At 69.0% G+C, this 15,795-nt stretch carries 16 protein-coding genes; 5 read left to right on the top strand and 11 right to left on the bottom strand.

Features of this window, described 5'->3' with window-relative positions:
* The first annotated feature begins 118 nt into the window (after positions 1-118).
* Both purS and purQ read left to right on the top strand, forming a co-directional pair.
* On the top strand, positions 119-367 hold the full coding sequence (gene purS / locus KZC51_RS04695; RefSeq protein WP_247628854.1) for a phosphoribosylformylglycinamidine synthase subunit PurS: 249 nt from the start codon (positions 119-121) through the stop codon (positions 365-367).
* Positions 364-1,071, top strand: coding sequence for a phosphoribosylformylglycinamidine synthase subunit PurQ (gene purQ, locus KZC51_RS04690; protein WP_247628853.1), 708 nt, complete (start codon positions 364-366; stop codon positions 1,069-1,071). Before purS ends, purQ begins: the two co-directional genes overlap by 4 nt.
* Before the next feature lie 43 nt (positions 1,072-1,114).
* Here purQ and KZC51_RS04685 read toward each other — a convergent pair whose 3' ends face one another.
* Together KZC51_RS04685 and KZC51_RS04680 are read right to left on the bottom strand one after the other, a co-directional pair.
* Entirely contained in the window at positions 1,115-2,359 is a 1,245-nt protein-coding gene (locus tag KZC51_RS04685; protein WP_247628852.1) for a glycoside hydrolase family protein, read from the bottom strand.
* Positions 2,360-2,537: 178 nt separating this feature from the next.
* Positions 2,538-2,966, bottom strand: a complete 429-nt coding sequence (locus tag KZC51_RS04680) for a DUF1761 domain-containing protein (RefSeq protein ID WP_247628851.1) — start codon at positions 2,964-2,966, stop codon at positions 2,538-2,540.
* A 212-nt stretch (positions 2,967-3,178) separates the two neighbouring features.
* Between KZC51_RS04680 and KZC51_RS04675 the strand changes: the two genes are divergently transcribed.
* Positions 3,179-4,840, top strand: coding sequence for a glycoside hydrolase family 13 protein (locus KZC51_RS04675; RefSeq protein ID WP_247628850.1), 1,662 nt, complete (start codon positions 3,179-3,181; stop codon positions 4,838-4,840).
* A gap of 93 nt (positions 4,841-4,933) precedes the next feature.
* The gene (locus KZC51_RS04670) at positions 4,934-5,953 is read left to right on the top strand and encodes a LacI family DNA-binding transcriptional regulator (RefSeq protein ID WP_247628849.1); all 1,020 of its coding nucleotides are present in this window, start codon (positions 4,934-4,936) and stop codon (positions 5,951-5,953) included.
* 188 nt (positions 5,954-6,141) lie between these two features.
* On the opposite strand, the gene KZC51_RS04665 is transcribed toward KZC51_RS04670, so the two are convergent.
* The 4 genes from KZC51_RS04665 to fdxA are packed head-to-tail and all read right to left on the bottom strand — an operon-like array spanning position 6,142 to position 8,982.
* On the bottom strand, positions 6,142-6,771 hold the full coding sequence (locus KZC51_RS04665) for a superoxide dismutase (protein ID WP_247628848.1): 630 nt from the start codon (positions 6,769-6,771) through the stop codon (positions 6,142-6,144).
* A gap of 26 nt (positions 6,772-6,797) precedes the next feature.
* Complete coding sequence (locus KZC51_RS04660; RefSeq protein WP_247628847.1) at positions 6,798-7,307, bottom strand: flavin reductase family protein; 510 nt, start codon at positions 7,305-7,307, stop codon at positions 6,798-6,800.
* Complete coding sequence (locus tag KZC51_RS04655) at positions 7,304-8,659, bottom strand: FAD-dependent oxidoreductase (RefSeq protein ID WP_247628846.1); 1,356 nt, start codon at positions 8,657-8,659, stop codon at positions 7,304-7,306. Before KZC51_RS04655 ends, KZC51_RS04660 begins: the two co-directional genes overlap by 4 nt.
* Entirely contained in the window at positions 8,656-8,982 is a 327-nt protein-coding gene (gene fdxA / locus KZC51_RS04650) for a ferredoxin (protein WP_247628845.1), read from the bottom strand. Before fdxA ends, KZC51_RS04655 begins: the two co-directional genes overlap by 4 nt.
* Positions 8,983-9,065: 83 nt before the next feature.
* Here fdxA and soxR point away from each other — a divergent pair, with 83 nt between their 5' ends.
* On the top strand, positions 9,066-9,545 hold the full coding sequence (soxR, locus tag KZC51_RS04645) for a redox-sensitive transcriptional activator SoxR (protein WP_247628844.1): 480 nt from the start codon (positions 9,066-9,068) through the stop codon (positions 9,543-9,545).
* Positions 9,546-9,644: 99 nt separating this feature from the next.
* Here soxR and KZC51_RS04640 read toward each other — a convergent pair whose 3' ends face one another.
* Genes KZC51_RS04640 through KZC51_RS04620 form a run of 5 tightly spaced genes read right to left on the bottom strand, consistent with a single transcriptional unit; the run spans position 9,645 to position 15,714 of the window.
* Complete coding sequence (locus tag KZC51_RS04640) at positions 9,645-11,891, bottom strand: exo-beta-d-1,3/1,6-glucosidase (protein WP_247628843.1); 2,247 nt, start codon at positions 11,889-11,891, stop codon at positions 9,645-9,647.
* A complete protein-coding gene (locus KZC51_RS04635; protein WP_247628842.1) occupies positions 11,891-12,991 on the bottom strand; it encodes an ABC transporter permease in 1,101 nt (366 codons plus the stop codon). The genes KZC51_RS04640 and KZC51_RS04635 overlap by 1 nt, the downstream gene beginning before the upstream one ends.
* Position 12,992: 1 nt before the next feature.
* Positions 12,993-14,081, bottom strand: a complete 1,089-nt coding sequence (locus KZC51_RS04630; protein WP_247628841.1) for an ABC transporter permease — start codon at positions 14,079-14,081, stop codon at positions 12,993-12,995.
* On the bottom strand, positions 14,078-14,893 hold the full coding sequence (locus KZC51_RS04625; protein ID WP_247628840.1) for an ABC transporter ATP-binding protein: 816 nt from the start codon (positions 14,891-14,893) through the stop codon (positions 14,078-14,080). Before KZC51_RS04625 ends, KZC51_RS04630 begins: the two co-directional genes overlap by 4 nt.
* On the bottom strand, positions 14,890-15,714 hold the full coding sequence (locus KZC51_RS04620) for an ABC transporter ATP-binding protein (RefSeq protein ID WP_247628839.1): 825 nt from the start codon (positions 15,712-15,714) through the stop codon (positions 14,890-14,892). Before KZC51_RS04620 ends, KZC51_RS04625 begins: the two co-directional genes overlap by 4 nt.
* Positions 15,715-15,795: the final 81 nt, after the last annotated feature.

Raw genomic sequence — 15,795 nt, 5'->3', positions numbered from 1 at the left:
GACGAGGGACGGTAGACTGGGCGCGCCAGCTTCCCGCGACTTCCGGCGTTTCGACTCCTCGCTGCGCTCGTCGCTCAATGACCGAGAGGTGCGGCCTTCGGCCGCCAAGAGGATCAAGATGCCCACCATCATCGTCGACGTCATGCCCAAGCCCGAACTTCTCGACCCTCAGGGGAAGGCCGTCTCCGGCGCGTTCACGCGTCTCGGCGTCGAGGGCTTCACCGATGTCCGCATCGGCAAGCGGTTCGAGCTCACCGTCGAGGGCGAGGTCACCGACGAGCTGCTCGCCGAGGCGAAGCGCGTCGCCGACGAGGTGCTCTCCAACTCCGTGATCGAGGATGTCGTCGGCATCGAGGTCGTCGAATGACCGCACGCATCGGCGTCGTCACCTTCCCCGGTTCGCTCGACGACCGCGACGCCCAGCGCGCCGTGCGCATCGCCGGCGCCGAGCCGGTGGCGCTCTGGCACGGCTCGCACGACCTCGAGGGCGTCGACGCACTCGTGCTGCCCGGCGGCTTCAGCTACGGCGACTACCTGCGCGCCGGTGCGATCGCCGCGCTGTCGCCGATCATGAGCGAGGTCAAGGATGCCGCGGCGAAGGGCATGCCCGTGCTCGGCATCTGCAACGGCTTCCAGATGCTCGTCGAGGCGCACCTGCTGCCCGGCGGCCTGATCCGCAACGACCACCAGCACTTCGTGCGTCGCGACCAGAAGCTCACGGTCGCGAACTCCGACACGGCGTGGACCAACACCTTCCGCACCGGCCAGGAGCTCGTGATCCCGCTGAAGAACGGCGACGGCGGCTACATCGCGGACGACGAGACGCTCGACCGCCTCGAGGGCGAGGGGCTCGTGGCCTTCCGCTACGCGGGCGTGAACCCGAACGGCTCGCTGCGCGACATCGCGGGCCTCACGAACGAAGCCGGCAACGTCGTGGGCCTCATGCCACACCCCGAGCACGCCGTCGAGCCCGGCTTCGGTCCCGACACCGCGGTCGCGATGCGCTCCGGTGTCGACGGCATCGGCTTCTTCGCGAGCGCGATCGCCGCGATCGCCCGCGTCGCCGCGTAGCCTCCTCGGACTCGTCGGCCGGTCCGGCAAGCGGTCGGTCGGTTCAGTTCGACGGCAGGGCGAAGGGGTTGTCCCCCGCTGCTGCGAGCAGGTACCACGCGGTCGTGCCCGTGTGCAGGCTGGCGTAGTAGAGGTCGCCGAAGCCCGAGTCCAGGCCGTCCGTCGATGTCGCGACGATGCCCTTCCCGTCGCCGTTGGGGGCGTCACGCTGCGCCAGACGGATGCCGGCCAGCAGCGACTCCGCGCTCGCCGCATCACCCGGGCCTGCGCGCAGCGTCAGCGACAGCGCCAGGTGGCCGCTCCCCTCGAACCAGACTTTCGACACGTCGGTGCCGCTGATCGAGGGACCGCTGTACGGGCCGTCCGTCGCGATGAGGTGCGCGAGCGTCCAGTCGAGGGCGGCTCCGTAGCGAGCATCGCCGGTGCCGAGGTAGCTCCATGTCTGAGCATCGAGGGGCACGGGGTAGGTGTTGACGGTGGAGCCGTCGAGAAGCGTGCCGGTGTCGACGTGCCCGTCTGCGGCCTGCATCGCCGTCACGAAGTTCGCGGCGACGGCCGCCCGATCCGCCCAGACCGTGTCTCCGGTGAGTTGGGCGAGCTGTGAGAAGAAGCCGGCGATGTCGGTGTTGTGCTCCGTGGACTTCCACACGAGCGAGGTGCCGTCCTCGAGCTGCCCGCCGGTGTAGCCGTAGGGCGCTCGCACCATGTCGGCCGTGTTCGTCTGGATCCACTGCGCGACGCGGACGGCACCGTCGAGGTACTTCTGGTCGCCGGTCGCGTGGAACAGCCGGGCGAGCGCCATCCCCACCCACGCCTGATTCCCCGTGAACGTGCCGGGCCCCGTGATCTCCACCCGCCCCTGGCGGATGCCGTGCGGCTCGTAGGACGCGCGCGTGCGGCCGTCGCCGATCGGGTCGTTCGCCTGCACGAACAGGAACGTGTCACCGATCGTCCTGGCGCGTCGGATGTCGTCCGGCAGCCCCCTCGCGGTGTAGGCGATGACGACCAGTGCATCGTCGTAGACGAACGACGGGGTGAAGTCCCAGGTCGGCGTGGTGAAGAATCCGCCCTGATAGCTGCGAGGGAGGCAGTGCCCGTCGCCGTCGCAGAACTCATCGACGCGGGCGTCCAGGAACTCGTAAGCGCGGGCGACGGAGAGCGTGGGGTCCAGGAGGGATCCCTGATCGGGCTCCTCTGCGGCGGCCATGGCTCCCGCCGACAACGCACCGGCGAGGATGAGCGCGGCTGCGCTCGCCCAGGGGGCGGATCTGCGGAGCGGGCCGAACATCGAGACCTCTCGGATACGTCCGCGAGCCGGGGGGAGCCCGCGAGCGCGGAGTAAACCGTCGCAGCGAAATACTGGCATATTTCCATGCATCGGGGAAGGCTCGGGGCCAGGCAAATTCTTGGCGATCCGCGTCCACTGCCGCGCGTGCGGGCCGCAGTGGAGGAAAGTCATGGAGCCGTCAGACGAGCGCCGGCGGCCATACCCCGATCAGCACACCCATGATGACGACCGTCACGAGCTCGTGCGCGATGTTGAGCGTCGTGAGCGCGGTCGGCCGCCCCTCGAACGCATCGTGCGTGATGAAGCGCGCGGCCGTGAAGCCCGCCCACAGTGTGACCGCGGTGACGATCGCTCCCCAGAAGAACGATCCGCCGTAGAAGTGCCAGGCGATGGCGGATGCCCCGGCGAGCACCCACGCCGTGATGAAGCTCACGATCACGGTGGTGATGATGGCCATGGTCGCGCTCGATGCGGGGCGGTCCATGTCGACCTTCGCGAGCTTCGACCACCGCGTCCCGAACACCTTCGGCGCGTACCAGATCGAGCCGACGACCATGCTCGATGCGGTGGCCAGCAGAACGGCCCAGTAGTTGATCTCGGGAACCATGATTCCTCCTCGAATCGGTGCGGTCAGACTACTCCCGGGGGTGCGCCCGCGGATGCACGACCGTGTCGCGGATGCACGGCCGTGTCGCTGATGCACGACCACCGAGCCGGTGAGGTCGCGCATCCGTCACCTGATCGTGCGACTGTGACCTGATCGAACCGATTCGATCCCTGCTCTGGCAACCATGTAAGCGTTTGCACTAGCCTGTTCCCATGGCACAGCTTGAGCAGATCGCAGCCCCCGGTTCCGAGTGGTGGCGCAGCGCCGTCATCTATCAGATCTACCCCCGCTCCTTCGCGGACGCGTCGGGTGACGGCATCGGCGATCTGCCGGGCATCACCAGCCGCCTGGACTCCCTGCAGGAGCTCGGCGTCGACGCGATCTGGCTGAGCCCGTTCATGACGAGCCCGCAGCGCGACGCCGGCTACGACGTGGCCGACTACCGCGACGTCGACCCGCTGTTCGGCACCCTCGCCGACTTCGACGAGATGCTCGCCCAGGCACACGCCCGCGGCATCCGCGTCGTGGTCGACCTGGTCCCGAACCACTCGTCCGACCAGCACGTCTGGTTCCAGCAGGCGCTGAAGGCCGCCCCGGGCAGCCCCGAGCGTGCGCGCTACATCTTCCGCGACGGCAAGGGCGAGAACGGCGAGCTCCCGCCGAACAACTGGGAGTCCGTGTTCGGCGGCGGCATGTGGCAGCGCATCACCGAGGCCGACGGAACCCCCGGCCAGTGGTACCTGCACATCTTCGACGCCACGCAGCCCGACTTCGACTGGAACAACGAAGAGGTGCGCGAGGAGTTCCGCTCCATCCTGCGCTTCTGGCTCGACCGGGGTGTCGACGGCTTCCGCGTCGACGTCGCCCACGGCATGATCAAGGCCGAGGGGCTGCCCGACTACACGCCCCCCGCCGACGCCGACTCCATGGGCGGCGGCGAGGCGAACGTACCGTACTGGGGTCAGGACGGCGTGCACGAGATCTACCGCGACTGGCACAAGGTGCTCGCCGAGTACGACGGCGACCGCGCCCTGTGCGGCGAGGCGTGGATGCCGACGCTGAAGCAGACCGCCCTCTGGGTGCGCCCCGACGAGATGCACCAGACCTTCAACTTCCCGTACCTGATGACTCCGTGGGACGCGAAGGCTCTCGGCGACGTCATCCGCGAGTCGCTCGACGACTTCGGTGCCGTCGGCGCCCCCAGCACCTGGGTGCTCTCGAACCACGACGTCGTGCGCCACGCCTCGCGCCTCGCGCTCACGGCCGACAACCCGCAGGGCGAGGGCATCGGCCCGAAGACCCCGCACAAGCCCGACACCGCGATCGGTCTGGCCCGCGCCCGCGCGGCGACCACGCTGATGCTGGCGCTGCCCGGCTCCGCGTACCTGTACCAGGGCGAGGAGCTCGGCCTGCCCGAGGCGATGGAGATCCCCGACGAGTTCCGTCAGGACCCGACCTGGTTCCGCACGCAGCACGAGCGCTACGGTCGTGACGGCTGCCGCGTGCCGCTGCCGTGGGAGGCGGATGCTCCGGCGTTCGGCTTCAACACCACGAACCTGTCGTGGCTGCCGCAGCCGGCGGAGTGGGCGGCCTACGCCCGCGATGTCGAAGAGGCCGACCCCACGTCGACCCTGTCGCTCTACAAGGAGCTGCTGGCCGCTCGCCGCGCACACGGCTTCGGCTCCGGCTCGCTGGTCTGGGAAGACGCCGGAGACGATGCCGTGGCGTTCCGCCGCGGTGACGTGCACGTCGTCGCGAACCTCGGCAGCGCCCCGCTCGAGCTCCCCGCCGGAGCGACCGTCGTGCTGAAGAGCCAGCCGTTCGAGGGCACTTCCCTCCCGGTCGACACCGCCGTCTGGTACACCCAGGCGTAAGCCCGCACCGCCCGGTTACGGTCGCGATCTCCGACGCTCATCGCTCGACAGCCGACAGAGATCGCGACCGGAAGGGAATCGACAGAGGAACACATGGCGAGCATCGATGAGGTCGCCCGGATGGCCGGGGTCTCCACGGCGACCGTGTCGCGCGCACTGAGCGGACGCGGTCACGTGTCGGAGGCCGCGCGGTCACGGGTGCAGGCAGCGGCGCAGTCCCTCGGCTATGTCGTCTCCTCGCGCGCGTCGAGCCTCGCCTCAGGGCGCACCCGCAACATCGGCGTGGTCGTGCCGTTCCTCGACCGCTGGTTCTTCAGCACCGTGCTCTCGGGCGTCTCGGCCGCGCTGATGCGCGAGGGCTATGACATCACCCTCTACAACATCACGGCCGACAAGGATGTGCGCCGGCACGTGTTCGACACCTTCCTGCGCCGCCAGCGGGTGGATGCCGTGATCGCGGTGTCGATCGAGCTCGACGACGACGAGACGCAGTACCTGCTCGACCTCGGACTCCCGGTCATCGCGATCGGCGGACCGAACCCGAAGCTCGACACCCTCACGGTCGATGACGTCGCGGTGGCGCAGCTGGCGACCGAGCACCTGATCAGCCTCGGGCACACCGACATCGCGCACATCGGCGCGAACCCCGAGTTCGACCTCGACTTCCACATCCCCACCAACCGACGACTGGGCTTCGAGCGCGCGCTGGCCACGGCCGGCATCCCTCTGAATCCGGCGTTCCTGGAGCCGGCCGACTTCACGGTCGAGGGCGGCTACCGGGCGGCCAAGCAGCTGCTCGGGCGTCCGGGCCCTCGCCCGACCGCCGTGTTCGCCGCGTCGGACGAGATGGCGATCGGCGCACTGCTCGCCGCCCGCGACCTGGGCTTCCGTGTGCCGGAGGACCTGTCGATCGTGGGCATCGACGGCCACGAGCTCGGCGAGTTCTTCCGCCTCACGACCGTCGACCAGTTCCCGCTCGGCCAGGGCGAACGCGTAGCCGATGCCGTGCTCGCCAAGCTCACCGCGCCGGATGCCGTGCGCATCCCCTCGGCCCTGCCGTACGAGCTCAACGTGCGCGGCACCACCTCGCGCCTGCTGCCGGTGCAGGGCTGAGGCGAGGCTCTCGCTCCCGGTCCGTTCACAACTCCTCAAAAAGGCCCCTGAACATCAGCCTCGGGGGGTCTCTTCGGGCTCTGCGGGCGAAGTTGGAGGAGTTGTGAACGCCGGACCGCGTCCACAACTCCGGAGAAAGGCCCCCGAATCCTCGGATTCGGGGGCCTTTCGGCCCGGGGGCCGTACACTCAGACCGCGGTGATGAGTCCCTGCGTCGCGGTGCGCGCGGCCTCGAACCGACGCTGCACGTCGGCCCAGTTCACGATGTTCCAGAACGCCTTGACGTAGTCGGCGCGCACGTTGAGGTAGTCGAGGTAGTAGGCGTGCTCCCACACATCGAGCTGCAGCAGCGGGATGACGCCGAGGGGTGCGTTGCCCTGCTGGTCGAACAGCTGGAAGATCACCGTGCGTGCGCCGACGCTGTCCCAGGCGAGCACCGCCCAGCCGGAGCCCTGCACGCCGAGCGCCGTAGCGGTGAAGTGGTCGCGGAACGCGTCGATCGAGCCGAATGCGTCGGCCAGTGCCGCCGCGAGCTCACCCTCGGGGGCGCCGCCGCCTTCGGGCGAGAGGTTCTGCCAGAAGACGGAGTGGTTGATGTGCCCGCCGAGGTTGAACGCGAGATCCTTCTCGAGCTTGTTCACGTTCGCCAGGGAGCCGGACTCACGGGCGGCGGCGAGCTGCTCGAGCGCCGTGTTGGCGCCGGTGACGTAGGCCTGGTGGTGCTTGGAGTGGTGCAGCTCCATGATCTTGCCGGAGATGTGCGGTTCGAGGGCGGCGAAGTCGTAGGGGAGTTCGGGGAGCGTGTACAGAGTGGACATTCGTGTTCCTTTCGTGGTGCGGATCTTCAGAGGTCGGAGGCAGACGGCAGGGCGTGGAAGCGACGGTCGACGTAGACGAGCGGACGCCCCTGGGGACCGGCGATCACGTCGAGCACCTCGGCGATCACGACCGTGGAGGTGCCGACCGCGATGGTGTGCAGCGCCCGGCAGCGCAGCGCGGCACGGGCGGAGTCGAGATGCGGCTCGCCGGTGTCGAGCGCCGTCCAGCCCTGTTCGGGGGTGAACCGGTCGGCACCGCTGGTGGCGAAGCTCATCGCGAGCGCGGAGTGCTCGTCATCGATGAGGTGCACGACGAAGGTGTCGGCGCCGAGGATGGCTCCCGCCGAACCGGTCGCCCTGGTCACCGAGAACATGATCGCCGCAGGATCGACGGCCACCGAGGCGACGCTCGATGCGGTGAGACCGACGGGCCCGTCCGGGGTGGATGCCGTGATGATCGCGACCCCCGCCGGGTGCGTGCGGAAGGCCGCTTTGAGTGCTTCGCCGACCGGGGTCGGCACCGGGTTCGTGCTCATCGAGCGATCTCCGTCATCTGTTCGTGTGCGGCATGGGCGAGCATCTCGGCCCGTTCCACCAGTTTGGTCCGTTCGCGCCCGCGTTCTGCGCCCGCATGACGTTCTGCGACGTCGATGCGCAGCCATCCCTCGAAGTCGACGGCGCCGGTGAGGTGCGCGACCGGATCTCCGTCACGCGCGACGCTCTCCGCGGACTCCAGGTCCTCGACCAGGTGCGCGACCGTCTGCGCGGCATCCGACTTGGTCGAGCCGATCAGTCCGACCGGGCCCCGCTTGATCCAGCCGGTCGCATACAGCCGTGGAATCGGCGTCCCGCTCTCGTCGATCACGCGGCCCTCGTCGTGCGGGACCACTCCGCGCTCGTCGTCGAACGGCACACCCTGAACCGGTGTCGAGCGGTAGCCGACGGCGCGGTAGACGGCGCCCACGTCGTAGCGGAGCAGCTCGCCCGTGCCGACCATGCGCCCCAGCTCGTCGGATGCGGTGCGCTCCATCTCGATACCGGTGACCCCGTCGATGCCGAGCACGCGCACAGGGCGCTGGCGCAGATGCAGGTGGATGCGGCGCGACGCCGTGCCGACCTCGTCGCGTTCGGCCCATTCGGTGAGCGTGCGCACGATGATCCGGCGCTGCGAGAACTGCGCGATCATGCGCTCGGCGTGCGCGTCGAGCACGACATCCTCCGGATCCACGACCACATCGACGTCGTGCTGCGCGGCCAGCTCCCGCAGTTCGAGGGCCGAGAAGCGCACGTCGGCGGGTCCGCGGCGGGCGAAGAGGTGCACCTCGCGCAGGGGATTCGCGCCGAGCTGGGCCAGCACGTGATCCGGGGTGTCGGTGCGCTCGAGCGCCGCGGCGTGCACGGCGAGGATGCGCGTCACATCGAGTGCGACGTTGCCCGCGCCGAGCACCGCGACCGACTCCGCCGTCAGCGGCCAGTCCCGCGGCACATCGGGGTGTCCGTCGTACCAGGCGACGAAGTCGGCGGCGCCGAAGGAGCCGGGCAGGTCGATACCGGGGATGTCGAGACGTACGTCGAGGTCGGCTCCGGTCGCGACGATCACGCCGTCGTAGGCGGCACGCAGCTCGTCGATCGTGATGTCGGTGCCGACATCGACGTTGCAGCGCAGGCGGATCCGGGGGTCACGGATCACGTCGTGCAACGCATCGGTGATCTTGCGGATGCGCGGGTGGTCGGGCGCGACGCCGTAGCGGACCAGCCCGTACGGCGCCGGCAGCTTCTCGAACAGGTCGATGGATGCGGTCGGTGCGAGCCCGAGCAGGATATCGGCGGCGTAGATCCCCGCCGGTCCTGCGCCGACGATGGCGATGCGAGGGTCGAGGATGCTCATTCCGCTCCTTCCTGCGGCGGGAGCGCCGCGATGAGCGGATGGTCATGGGCGATCATCCCGGTCTTGGCTGCTCCGCCCGGCGAGCCGATGTCCTCGAAGAACTCCACGTTCGCCTTGTAGTAGTCCTGCCATTCGTCGGGCAGGTCGTCCTCGTAGAAGATCGCCTCGACCGGGCACACCGGCTCGCAGGCGCCGCAGTCGACGCACTCGTCCGGATGGATGTAGAGCGACCGTTCGCCTTCGTAGATGCAATCGACGGGACATTCGTCGATGCAGGCGCGGTCCTTCACGTCGACACACGGCAGGGCGATCACATAGGTCATCAGGGCGGCTTTCCTCGGGATACCTCCACCGTAAAACCTCAAGTATGCTTGAGGTCAAATCGGCAAGCAGCGGGGAGGCGCGCATGACGTCTGGGATGGATGACGAGACGCACCCGCACACCGCCGATGAGCCGCTCACGATCGGCGAGATGACGCGTCGCACCGGCGTCGCCGCATCCGCTCTGCACTTCTACGAGAAGCTCGGCCTGATCGCCTCGACGCGTACGCCGGGCAATCAACGCCGCTACCCACGGCACATGCTGCGACGGGTCTCGCTCATCACGGTCGCCAAACGCCTCGGCATCCCGCTGGCCGACGTGCAGAGCGCCTTCGCCGACGTGCCGCTGACGGAGACCCCGACGCACGCCGACTGGCAGCGCGCCTCGCGTCGCTGGAAGCGCGAGCTCGAGAAGCGCCGCGAGGGGATCGAGCGCCTGGAGCGCGAGCTCACCGGATGCATCGGCTGCGGCTGCCTGTCGATGAAGGCCTGCGGTCTGCTCAACCCGGACGACACCCTGGGCGCCCAGGGCGTCGGCCCGCTCCGTCTCCGCGACGAGGAGTGACGCCGAGACCCACCGCCCCCGCCGAGACCCACCGCCGCGCGCGTCGGCCGCAGGGGGTCTCGACGGGAAGGGTGGGTCTCGACGAGGAGTGGATGCCGGCTAGACCACCTCGAACCCGGCGGAGAGCAGCACATCCTCTCGGGATGACGGGCCGACGAGCAGCTCGAAGGCGCCGGCCTCGACGATCCGGACGCCGGAGGCATCCACGATCGTGCAGTCGGCGACCGGCAGCTCCAGGCGCACCCGCACCGACTCCCCGGGAGCGAGGTCGACCTGGCGGTAGGCCTTGAGCTCGCGGTCGGTCCAGCTCACGCTCGTCACCGAGTCGCGCACGTACACCTGCACGGTCTCGCGCACGGGCCGGGCTCCGGTGTTCGTCACCGTCACGTGTCCGACGATCGTGTCCGCCGCGGTGAGCGACGTCTGCTCCAGCGACAGGTCGGAGTACTCCACCGTCGTGTACGAGCGGCCCTCGCCGAAGCCCCAGGCCGGAGCCTGCGTGAGGTCGGCGTAGCGGTCGCCGTGCTGTCCGCGGATCTGGTTGTAGTACGTCGGCTGCTGTCCGACGTGACGCGCGAACGAGATCGGCAGACGCCCTGACGGCTCCACGGCGCCCGAGATGATCTCGGCCAGCGCGCGCCCACCCTGCATACCGGGGCTCGCCGCCCAGATCACGGCGGCGGCCTGCGCGGCGGATGCCGGCAGCACGAGCGGCTTCGAGGCGAGCAGCACGATGACCACGGGCTTCCCGGTCGCGATCAGCGCGTCGAGCAGGGCGTTCTGCCCGCCGATGAGCTCGAGCGTCGCGGTCGAGCGCCCTTCGCCGACGAGCTCGATCCGGTCGCCCACGACCGCGACGACGACGTCGGCGTCGGATGCCGCGGCGACGGCCTCCGCGATCAGCGTCTCGTCCGGGGCGCACGGCTTCACGACCGACGGACGCGGCTGCCCGTCGGGGAACAGCGCCCCCTGCGGGTCGTCCTCGAGCGTCAGGATGTCGGCGCCGCGGGTGTGCGTGACGGTCCAGCCGCCGACGGCCTGCAGCCCGTCGAGCACGGTCGTGATCATCTCGCGCGGCTGGCCGTCGAGCCACCCGGCCTGGCCGGACCCCCCGGCCCAGTCGCCGAGCTGCGTCTGCGCGTCGTCAGCCAGCGGGCCGGTGACCGCGATCTTCAGGGGAGCTGCGGCATCGAGCGGCAGCACGCCGTCGTTCTCGAGCAGCACGATCGAGCGCCGGGTGACCTCGAGGTTCAGCTCGGCGTGCGCCGCGCTGCCGACCACGGCGTCGAGCTCGGTGCCGGGCAGGCGCGGGTTCTCGAACAGCCCCAGCTCGAACTTCAGCGTCAGGATGCGTGCAGCTGCGCCGTCGAAGGCGTCGTCCGCGAGCAGACCCTGCGCGACGGCATCCAACGCGCCCTCGAAGAAGAGCGGCGTGGTCATGATCATGTCGTTGCCGGCCTTCACGGCCGCGGCGGCGGCGTGCGCGTAGTCGGGCTGCACCTTCTGCTCCCACACCATGCGTCCGACGTTGTCCCAGTCGGTGATGAGGGTGCCGGTGTAGCCCCACTCGCCGCGCAGCACATCGCTGAGCAGCCAGTCGTTCGTGGTGATCGGCACGCCGTCGGTGGTCTGGTAGCCGAGCATGAACGTGCGGCATCCCTCGCGGGCCACGCGCTCGAACGGCGGCAGGAACCAGGAGCGGAGCTTGCGGCGCGAGATGTCGGCCTCGCTCGCATCACGGCCGCCCTGCGTCTCGGAGTAGCCGGCGAAGTGCTTGGCGGTGGCGAGGATCGCGGTCGGGTCGTCGAGCCCCTCGCCCTGGTAGCCGCGCACCATGGCCGACGCGAGCTCCCCGATCAGGAACGGGTCCTCGCCGAAGGTCTCGTCGATGCGGCCCCAGCGCAGGTCGCGGGCGATGCACAGCACGGGCGAGAACGTCCAGTGGATGCCGGTCACCGCGACCTCTTCGGCCGTCGCCCGCGCCACGCGTTCGACGAGTTCGGCGTCCCAGGTCGCGGCCATGCCGAGCTGAGTCGGGTAGATCGTGGCACCGGGCCAGAACGAGTGCCCGTGGATGCAGTCCTCCCCCACCAACAGCGGGATGCGGAGCCGCGTCTGCGCCGTGAGCTCGTTGGCGCGCAGGATGCGTTCCGGCGAGGTGTGCAGGATCGAACCGACATGGCGCCGCGCGACGTGGTCGTCGAGGTCATCGCGCGCGTCGAGCTGCAGCATCTGCCCGACCTTCTCCTCGACCGTCATGCGGGAGAGCAGGTCGGCGACGCGCTCCGGGATCGAGAGGGCGGGGTCCTGGTAGGGAAGGACGGTGGTCAACGTCTGAGAGGTCATCACTTCGAGTTCTGTGTCGTGGTCGTCGATGTCGTGGTCTTCGGGGAGTTCTCGTCCGGCAGGGCAGCCGTGCGCACGGCGGTGACCGCGTCGTTCACGTTCAGCCCCTTCTTCTTCATGGCCCTGGCCCGCTCTCCGGCGGAGCGCAAGCGCGGGTTGACGTATTCGTCGATGCCGAAGTTGATCAGTGAGAGTGCGACGCCGATGATCGCGATGCACAGGCCTGCAGGCACGTACCACCACCAGAGCCGCGGGAAGGCACCGTTCTGCTGCGCCCAGAACAGGATGGTCCCCCAGTTCAGATTGCTCACCGGGATCACCCCGATGAAGGCCAGCGTCGTGAGGCCGAGGATAGCCGCCGTGACCGTGCCGACGAAGCTCGACGCGATCAGAGCCATCAGGTTGGGGAGCATCTCGACCGTGATGATGCGGCGCAGCGGCTCGCCGTTGGCGCGCGCGGCCTGGATGAAATCGCGGTTGCGCAGCGACATCGTCTGGGCGCGCAGCACGCGCGCCCCCCACGCCCACCCGGTCAGCCCCAGCACGGCGGCGATCACGATCAGCGGCGGGTTCTCGAACTGCGAGGCGATGATGATGATCAGCGGGATGCCGGGGATCACCAGGAACACGTTGGTCAGCGCCGAGAGCGACTCGCTCTTCCATCCGCGCACGTACCCGGCGATGACGCCGACCGTGATCGCGATGACGGTCGCGATCAGGGCCGAGAGGAAGCCGACGACGATCACTCCCTGGGTGCCGTAGATGATCTGACTCAGCACGTCCTCGCCCATATGCGTGGTGCCGAGCCAGTGCTCGAACGAGGGCGGCTGACGCAGCGCGTCGCGGTCCTTCTGCGTCGGTGCGTACGGCGCGATCCAGGGGGCGAGGATCGCGACGAGCACGAACACCCCGAGGATGATGAGCCCCGCGACCGACTTCGGGTTGCGGAACATCGCGAATGCCTGAGCCAGCTGCGACCAGAAGGTCTTGCGCGGCGGAACGGCGGTCACCGGCGAGCGCAGTGTGGCGGTCTCCGGCATCCCGGTGACGACGGGGGTGCCGTCAGGGGCGGCGTTACCGGTGGATGTGGGAACGGTCATCTCAAGCCTCCGTCTGGCGCGTGCGCGGGTCGAGGTAGGCGTAGACGACATCCGCGAGGATGTTGGCCACGAGCACCGAGAGCGTGATCACCAGGAACACACCCTGCATGAGCGCGTAATCCTTGGCATTGGTGGCGTCGAGCAGGAGCTTGCCGACGCCGGGGTAGCTGAAGACCATCTCCATCACGATCGTGCCGCCGACGATGAAGCCGATCGAGAGCGCGAAGCTCTGGATCTGCGGCAGCACCGCGTTGCGGGCGGCGTAGGACCAGAGCACCCGCTTGTTCGGCATGCCCTTGGCCTGCGACACCGTGATGTAGTCCTCGTCGAGCACGGTCAGCATCATGTTGCGCATCCCGAGCATCCATCCGCCGAGCGACGCGATGATGATCGTGAGCGCAGGCAGGGTGCCGTGCATGATCACCTGGCCGATGAAGTCGAGGCTCCACTCGGGCGACTGCCCCTTGTCGTAGGCGTGCGACGAGGGGAACCACTTCAGTGCGGAGGAGAAGATCGCGATCGCGATCAGCCCGAGCCAGAAGTACGGGATCGTGTTGAAGAACGTCGTGATCGGGATCAGCGCGTCGAGCTTGCTCCCCCGACGCCATCCCACGATCGCGCCGCCGACCGTGCCGATCGCGAACGAGATGATCGTCGCGATTCCGACCAGGCCGAGCGTCCACGGCAGCGCAGCCGAGAGCACCTCGGCCACCGGCCGCAGACCGTGCAGGGTCGAGATGCCCAGGTCGCCGCGCAGCAGCATCCCCCAGTACTCGATGTACTGCTGCCAGATCGACTTGTCGGAGTCGATGCCGAGCAGGATGCGCAGCGACTCCGCCGCCTCGGGGCTGACGTTGCGGTTGCGCGCCAGGTACGAGCTGACCGCGTCGCCCTTCATGAAGCGCGGCAGGAAGAAGTTGATCGTGATGGCGGCCCACAGGGTGAACAGGTAGAACGCGGCGCGTCCGGCGAAGAAGCGCCAGGGCACACGTCGACGCCCCTGCTCGGCGACGGTCGCCGTGGTGCCGAGCTCGCGCGCATCGCGCGGGATGAGGTCGTTGTCGTCGAGCTGCGGGAATGCGGTGCTCACAGTGACCCTCCGTTCGTGGCCCCACCCGATGCCGTCGCGAAGTGCTTGTCCGGATCGGGCGATGCGGCGCGCAGTTCGCGCGTGTAGGGATCCTGCGGGTGGAGGATGACGTCATCCGCCGCCCCTCGCTCGACCACGCGCCCCTGGTTGAGCACCATGATCTCGTCGCTGAAGTGGCGGGCGGTGGCGAGGTCGTGGGTGATGTAGAGCACGCCGAGGCCCTCCTCACGCTGCAGATCGGCGAGCAGGTTCAGCACGCCGAGGCGGATCGAGACGTCGAGCATCGAGACGGGTTCGTCGGCGACCAGCAGCGAGGGCCGAGAGGCCAACGCGCGAGCGATCGCGACGCGCTGACGCTGACCGCCCGAGAGCTCGTGCGGGCGGCGGTCGATCACCGCGTCCGCATCCAGGCGCACCCGGTCGAGCAGACGGCGCACCTCGTCCTCGGTGTCGTTCTTGGGCACGACGGCGTCGAGCCGGATGGGCCGCTCCAGGTGGTAGCGGATCGAGTGGTACGGGTTGAGCGAGGCGAACGGATCCTGGAACACCATCCGCAGCTGCTGCCGGTACTTTCGCAGCCCCTTGCCTCGGCGCGGGATGGGGGCGCCGTCGAGCAGCACTTCTCCGCTGGTCGGGCTCTCGAGCTGCGTGAGGATCTTGGCGATCGTGGACTTTCCGCTGCCGGACTGCCCGACCAGGCCGATGGTCTGACCCGAGACGAGGGTGAAGCTGACGTCGTCGAGCGCCTTCAACTGCCCTGCTCCGCGCACGGTGTACGACTTGGTGACGTTCCTGAACTCGAGCGTGGTCATCGCGTCAGCACTCCTCTCGCCCCGGTCAACCGGGGGAACGACGACAGCAGCGTCCGGGTGTACTCCTGCTGCGGCTGCGTCCAGATCTGCTCTGCCGCGGCGAGCTCGATGATCTCGCCCTCGCGCATGATCGCGATCCGGTCGCTGATCTCCAGCAGCAGCGGAAGGTCATGGGTGATGAAGATGACCGAGAAGCCGAACTCGTGCCGCAGCTGCGAGATCTGCGTGAGGATCTCGCGCTGCACCAGCACATCCAGCGCGGTGGTCGGCTCGTCCATCACCATCAGCTGCGGGCGCAGCGCCAGTGCCATCGCGATCATCACGCGCTGCCGCATGCCGCCGGAGAGCTCGTGCGGGAACGAGCGGATGCGCTGCCTGCCGACCTTGACGATCTCGAGCAGCTCCTCCGCCTCGGCGCGGCGCTGGCGGCGGGTCATGTCGGGGCGGTGGATCTCGAACACGTCCTCGAGCTGCGAGCCGATCGTCGCGACGGGGTTCAGGGCGTTCATCGCCCCCTGGAACACCATCGAGACCTTGTCCCAGCGGAAGCGCTGCATCGCGTCGACGTCGAGCGCGTTGATGTCGATGTCGACACCGGATGCATCGTGGAAGGTCACGCTGCCGCTGGTGATGACGGCCGGCGCGCGCAGCAGACGCTGCACGCCATAGGCGAGCGTGGTCTTGCCGCATCCGCTCTCGCCGGCGAGACCGAGGATCTCGCCGCGCTGCAGTTCGATGGACACGTTCTTCACCGCCTCGACGGGCGGATCGACGTCGTACACGACCGAGAAGTCGCGCACGCTGAGCAGGGGGTCTGGCATGGGGCGTCCTTTGTGTGGCCGGGTGCCGTGCGCCCTTCGTCTCGCTGCTCTCGCTCAGGGAGCGGAGGTGCCCCCGCTCCC

Source organism: Microbacterium croceum (genome assembly GCF_023091245.1).
Lineage (GTDB): Bacteria > Actinomycetota > Actinomycetes > Actinomycetales > Microbacteriaceae > Microbacterium > Microbacterium croceum.
Note: the sequence above shows the minus strand (reverse complement) of the source record. Positions and strands in the feature narration are given on the sequence as shown.